The 5,372-nt window shown below is 46.7% G+C and carries 6 protein-coding genes; 5 read left to right on the forward strand and 1 reads right to left on the reverse strand.

Annotated elements, in window-relative coordinates; translation table 11 throughout:
* Positions 1 to 3: 3 nt before the first annotated feature.
* Positions 4 to 252: a helix-turn-helix domain-containing protein gene (locus KIV40_RS26415; protein ID WP_285352144.1), complete on the reverse strand. Its 249-nt coding sequence runs from the start codon at positions 250 to 252 to the stop codon at positions 4 to 6.
* A gap of 361 nt (positions 253 to 613) precedes the next feature.
* Between KIV40_RS26415 and KIV40_RS26420 the strand changes: the two genes are divergently transcribed.
* The 5 genes from KIV40_RS26420 to KIV40_RS26440 all read left to right on the forward strand — a co-directional run.
* Positions 614 to 1,570 carry a MoxR family ATPase gene (locus tag KIV40_RS26420; protein ID WP_285352145.1) on the forward strand — a complete coding sequence of 319 codons (957 nt, stop codon included), beginning with the start codon at positions 614 to 616 and terminating at the stop codon, positions 1,568 to 1,570.
* 14 nt (positions 1,571 to 1,584) lie between these two features.
* Positions 1,585 to 2,511: a DUF58 domain-containing protein gene (locus tag KIV40_RS26425; protein ID WP_285352146.1), complete on the forward strand. Its 927-nt coding sequence runs from the start codon at positions 1,585 to 1,587 to the stop codon at positions 2,509 to 2,511.
* Positions 2,512 to 2,554: 43 nt separating this feature from the next.
* A complete protein-coding gene (locus KIV40_RS26430) occupies positions 2,555 to 3,031 on the forward strand; it encodes a DUF4381 domain-containing protein (RefSeq protein ID WP_045396303.1) in 477 nt (158 codons plus the stop codon).
* The gene (locus tag KIV40_RS26435) at positions 3,024 to 4,028 is read left to right on the forward strand and encodes a VWA domain-containing protein (protein WP_285352147.1); all 1,005 of its coding nucleotides are present in this window, start codon (positions 3,024 to 3,026) and stop codon (positions 4,026 to 4,028) included. The genes KIV40_RS26430 and KIV40_RS26435 overlap by 8 nt, the downstream gene beginning before the upstream one ends.
* Positions 4,021 to 5,372: VWA domain-containing protein (locus tag KIV40_RS26440; RefSeq protein ID WP_285352149.1), on the forward strand; the 1,352-nt coding region annotated here is incomplete at its 3' end. The genes KIV40_RS26435 and KIV40_RS26440, both read left to right, overlap by 8 nt.

The raw sequence follows: 5,372 nt of genomic DNA on the forward strand, positions 1-5,372 counted from the left end.
GAATTACGCAACAAAGCCAATGAACGCACTGAGCTTTTCATCGTCGACTATCTCAATACGACGATAACCGATAGTAATGATGCCTTGCTTAACAAGTTGCTGCAGCGAACGGCTCAATGTTTGCCGCGTACATCGTGAAAGGTGGGCCAGTTTATCTTGCGTGTACACAATCGGAGTGTGCTCACCATGTGGTGCATTTAAGCGGCTAACAAGAGACAACAACTTCGCGACTCTGAATTCGTTTTTTAACAAAACAGACTCCGTCGTCCACTCCATTAAAAGCCTGAAGCGAAAGCAGATTTCATGAATAGCAATTTGATACAGCTGAGGGTTGAGTTAGTGACACAGGTTGGACACAACATCACAAAAGAGGCGACAGTTTCATTAAATGCTGACGAAGACGACAATTTTTGGCTGACATTGAAACACGCACTATGAGCACTTGTTAAGGTTAGGGCTTTCCGTAGCCCTAAGTCATTGTCATGACCTTGTAAAACATAGCAATAACCCAATATTGAAAAGATAAATTGCATGTGCGTACTGGAACTTTTCCCTTAGAAGAAGTGACCAATACTCAAAACAAGAATCATATGGATACCAGAGAGTCCAAAAAATGCACAAAACAAACTTCGAAACTCTTCAAAGCTACTTAGAGTCTCAGATCATTGGTCAGCATGATCTCGTTAAACAGCTACTTATTGCTCTACTTGCCGATGGGCATATCTTGGTTGAAGGCCCTCCAGGATTGGCTAAGACCCGTGCGGTGAAATCTCTATCGGATTGTGTAGAAGGTGATTTCCACCGCATTCAGTTCACACCAGACTTACTGCCAGCGGACTTGACGGGTACAGATATCTTCCGTCCAGAGACAGGCGAGTTCACTTTCCAGTCTGGTCCTATTTTCAACTCACTGATCCTCGCTGATGAAATCAACCGTGCGCCAGCTAAAGTGCAAGCCGCAATGCTTGAAGCAATGGCTGAGAAGCAAGTGACAGCAGGACGAAACACATACGCGCTGCCAGAGCTGTTCTTGGTGATGGCAACGCAAAACCCAATCGAGCAAGAAGGAACTTACCCACTACCAGAAGCACAGCTTGACCGCTTCTTGTTGCACCTTGATGTAGATTACCCAGATGCAGAGCATGAACTGGCAATCTTGCGCATCAACCGTGGTGAGGCAAAAGGCGAAGCGACGATTGAGCGCCCAAGCTTGAGCCAAGAAGACATCTTCACCGCACGTAAAGAAGTGCTCAACATCCACATGGCAGACGCAATCGAGCAATACATCGTTCGTCTTGTGATGGCGACTCGACAGCCAAGCGATTACGACTCAGAGCTTGCGAAATGGCTATCTATGGGTGTGAGTCCACGTGCGACGATTGCGCTTGACCGTTGTGCTCGCGCTCATGCGTGGCTGGTAGGTCGTGATTTCGTCTCACCAGAAGATGTTCAAGCCATGGCTTACCCTGTGCTACGCCACCGTCTATTGCTTAGCTACCACGCTCAGGCAGAAGGCATTACAGCAAATCAGGTTATCGACAAGCTTCTAAATCTTGTAGGTAGCGCATAGCGTAGGTAGGTGACATGTCTGCATCATATGTATTGCCACCTCATGCGAATGGGGTGACATTAACCCTTGAAGAGCTGCTTCAATATCGCACTCAATCGGTTCGTTGGCTGCCACCAGCACAGAGTATTTGGTCGCAAATGAGCGGTAACCATACCAGTCGTCAAAAAGGTCGTGGTATGGACTTCATGGAAGTGCGCCAATACCAAGCGGGTGATGACATTCGCAGCATCGATTGGCGAGTCACGGCTCGAACGGGAAAAGCGCACACCAAGTTGTTTGCTGAAGACAAAGAGCAAGCGGTGATCTTGTACATCGACTTGAGCCCAAGCATGCACTTTGGATCGCAATATGTATTGAAGTCAGTTCAAATGGCACACTTCGCTAGCGTCTTGATTTGGCTGACATTAGCTAAGAAAGACCGAATTGGCGCGGTGATAGATGATGGTTCCCAGTGTATTGAGTTCCGCCCTTCTTCTTTACAAAAGCAAGGGCTGAGAATTCTTGACGCGATAGTGAATACTCACAATCAATTGCTTACGAATCAACAAGCTGACAGCACACGCACGTTGCCATACATGAACGCAATTGAAACGCTACACAACCTAACGCCGAAAGGCAGTGAACTCATTCTGCTGAGCGACTTTGCTCAATTGGAAGAGAAAGAGCTGGTTCAATTGCGTCGATTAAAGCAACACAACAGTGTTCGTGCAGTGCAGTTTTATGATCCTCTTGAGCGAGGCGAAACCGACTTCCGAGGCCAGGCGAAAGCATCCGATGGTCATCGAAGTCAGTGGTTTAATTTCGGTTCGAAAGGACAGCGCCAAGCGTTGGAATCTCATTTCGTCAAGCATCAGCAAGCCATCAAACAGCAGTGTCATTCGATGTCGATTCCATTTAACAGTCTGTCGAGCGGGTTACCGTTGGTTCAGCAGTTAAGCTAATCAAAGCAACAACATACAAATCATTCAAGCAGTAGTAATAATAATGACAACGAATAATCAAAGCCTAAACCTTGAACCTTTAATCCTGCCAAATGCACCAGATTGGTTCCCACTTGCTTGGGGATGGTGGGCTGTTCTGGGCGGTGTAATTCTCTCCATCTTAATCGTCGTACTGTACTTAAGATGGCGTACAAAGCGTCTTGTTGCTAAGAAGACCGCATTGAAACTGTTGACCAATCCGATCACACCACACACACCGTCTTCTGCATTAGAGGTTCTTCGCCAAGCGGCTTTGAGTTACTTCCCTCGTGAAGAAATCGCGCCATTAACAGGCTCTGCTTGGTACGAGTTTCTTGATAGCTACACCAAAGAAACTCGATTTGTCGATAAACAACAACAGTGGCAAGCGGCGCTGTATCAAAAGTCTGGTCAAGAGCAACATCAAGCATTAATTGATGATTGCACTTTCTGGATTGAAACCGCATTGCCACCAAAGAAAAAGGCAAAAACTCGTGACTGAGGCAACTCTCGTTTCGAGCCTCTCCCAGTGGTTGAACATTGAGTTTGCCTGGTGGTGGGCATTATTGTTACTGCCCCTACCTTGGCTGATTTATAAGTTCTTCCCTGAAGAGACTCAGCAAGCTGAAATTAAGCTGGCGTACCTGCCAGACAACAAACATAGCAACAAACCAAAACAGGTCGTACAAAAGTTCCTGTCTATTGGCGTATGGGCTCTGTTGGTTGTCGCTTGTGCTCGACCGGTTTGGTATGGCGATCCGGTTGAGTTCCAACCGAAATACCGTGACATGATGTTAGTGGTCGACTTATCTGGCTCTATGCAGAAAGAAGACATGAACGACAACGGTGAATACATAGACCGTCTAACCGCCGTCAAAAGAGTCTTATCTGATTTCGTAGAAAAACGCCAAGGTGACCGCTTAGGTGTGGTTCTATTTGGTGATCACGCTTATCTACAAACACCGCTAACCGCTGACCGTAAAACCGTGATGCAACAGATCAATCAAACCGTCATTGGCTTGGTTGGTCAGCGCACTGCGATTGGTGATGGTATCGGCTTAGGCACTAAAACCTTTGTAGACAGTGACGCACCACAACGTGTGATGATCTTGCTCAGTGATGGTAGCAACACTGCTGGTGTCCTTGATCCGCTTGAAGCCGCTGAAATCGCTAAAAAATACAACGCAACCATCTACACCGTAGGAGTGGGCGCTGGTGAAATGATGGTGAAAGACTTCTTCATGACTCGCAAAGTCAATACCGCCTCAGACCTTGATGAGCAAACGCTGACCAAGATTGCAGAGATGACAGGTGGTAAATACTTCCGAGCTCGTGATGCCAAAGAACTTGAAACTATCTACGACACCATTAATCAACTAGAGCCAGTTTCTAGCGATACGCAAACATGGCGTCCTCAGTCGGAATGGTTCCCTTACCCGCTAGGTGCTGCACTTATGCTTTCCGTGTTCCTGTTTGTTCTAAGGAGAAAACATGGCTGAGTTTACTTTCCTAAATCCGTATTGGTTGTTGGGTTTGCTCGTCATCCCTGTCGTCCTTGCCCTTAACAGCCAATACACAACCAAAAAGTCATCGTTGATTGCGCCTCATTTGGCAAAAATGCTTGGTCATTCAGTGAAAACTAAACACTACTTTGCCATATGGGGAATAACATGGGCGATCGCTTGTATCGCTTTAGCTGGTCCAAGTTGGCAGTCCAACACTCTCCCAAGCTTTGAACTAAGTCAAAACCGAGTGTTAGTTCTGGATATGTCGCGCTCTATGTACGCAACGGATGTGAAGCCAAATCGCCTGTCACAAACCCGCTATAAAGCTTTGGATTTATTGCCAAAATGGAAAGAAGGCTCAACAGGTTTGGTCGCGTACGCGGGCGATGCTTATACGTTAAGTCCACTAACGACAGATTCCAGCACACTTGCAGGCATCATCGAAAACTTGTCTCCTGAGTTAATGCCGTATCAAGGCTCCAACTTACCATCAGCGATTGAAACCGCGCTTGGTCAGTTTACTCAAGCGGGCGTCAATCAAGGTGACATCGTCGTACTAGCAGATGATTTGGATGACTCCGAATTGTCTCGCTCATTAGCGTTATTAAACGGTAAAGACATTCGTGTGTCAGTACTCGCTATCGGTACATCAACTGGTGCACCAATTGCACTTCCGGATGGTTCTTTGATGAAGAGTCGACAAGGCAACACAGTGGTAGCGAAGACTAACCTGAAAAACTTACAGAAGTTAGCCAAAGAGACCGGCGGATTATTTGTTCCAATTCAACACAATAACCGTGATGTTGAGAACATTGCCGCGTTTACTAATAACGCGAGTAACAACCTTGCCGCCAAGCAAAGTGAAGACGTGAAAACCGACTCTCGCTTGAACGGTGGTTTCTGGTTGCTACCTCTGTTGTTGATTCCTGCTGCCCTACTCTTCCGTCGAGGCATGATTTGGATACTGGTTGCGACCGTGCTACCGATGAGTTGGACACCAAAAGCAGAAGCCAATGCGTTCTTGAATCAGAACCAACAAGGTGAACAGCTTTATCAACAAGGTGAATACGAAAAAGCCCAAAGCACCTTTACTGATCCTAACTGGAAAGGCGCAGCAAGCTACCAAGCTGGGGATTACGAAAGCGCGATTGAAGCGTTTTCTCATAACCAAAGCCTTGATGGCCGTTACAACTTAGCCAATGCACTTGCTCAAAATGGACAACTTGAAGACGCAGCAGATCTCTACAAGCAGCTTGTTCAAGAGAAACCAGACTTTGAGGCTGCGAAAAAGAATCTGTCGGTTGTAGAGGAGAAACTGAAGCAACAGCAGCAACAGCA

The organism is Vibrio sp. D173a (assembly GCF_030248475.1).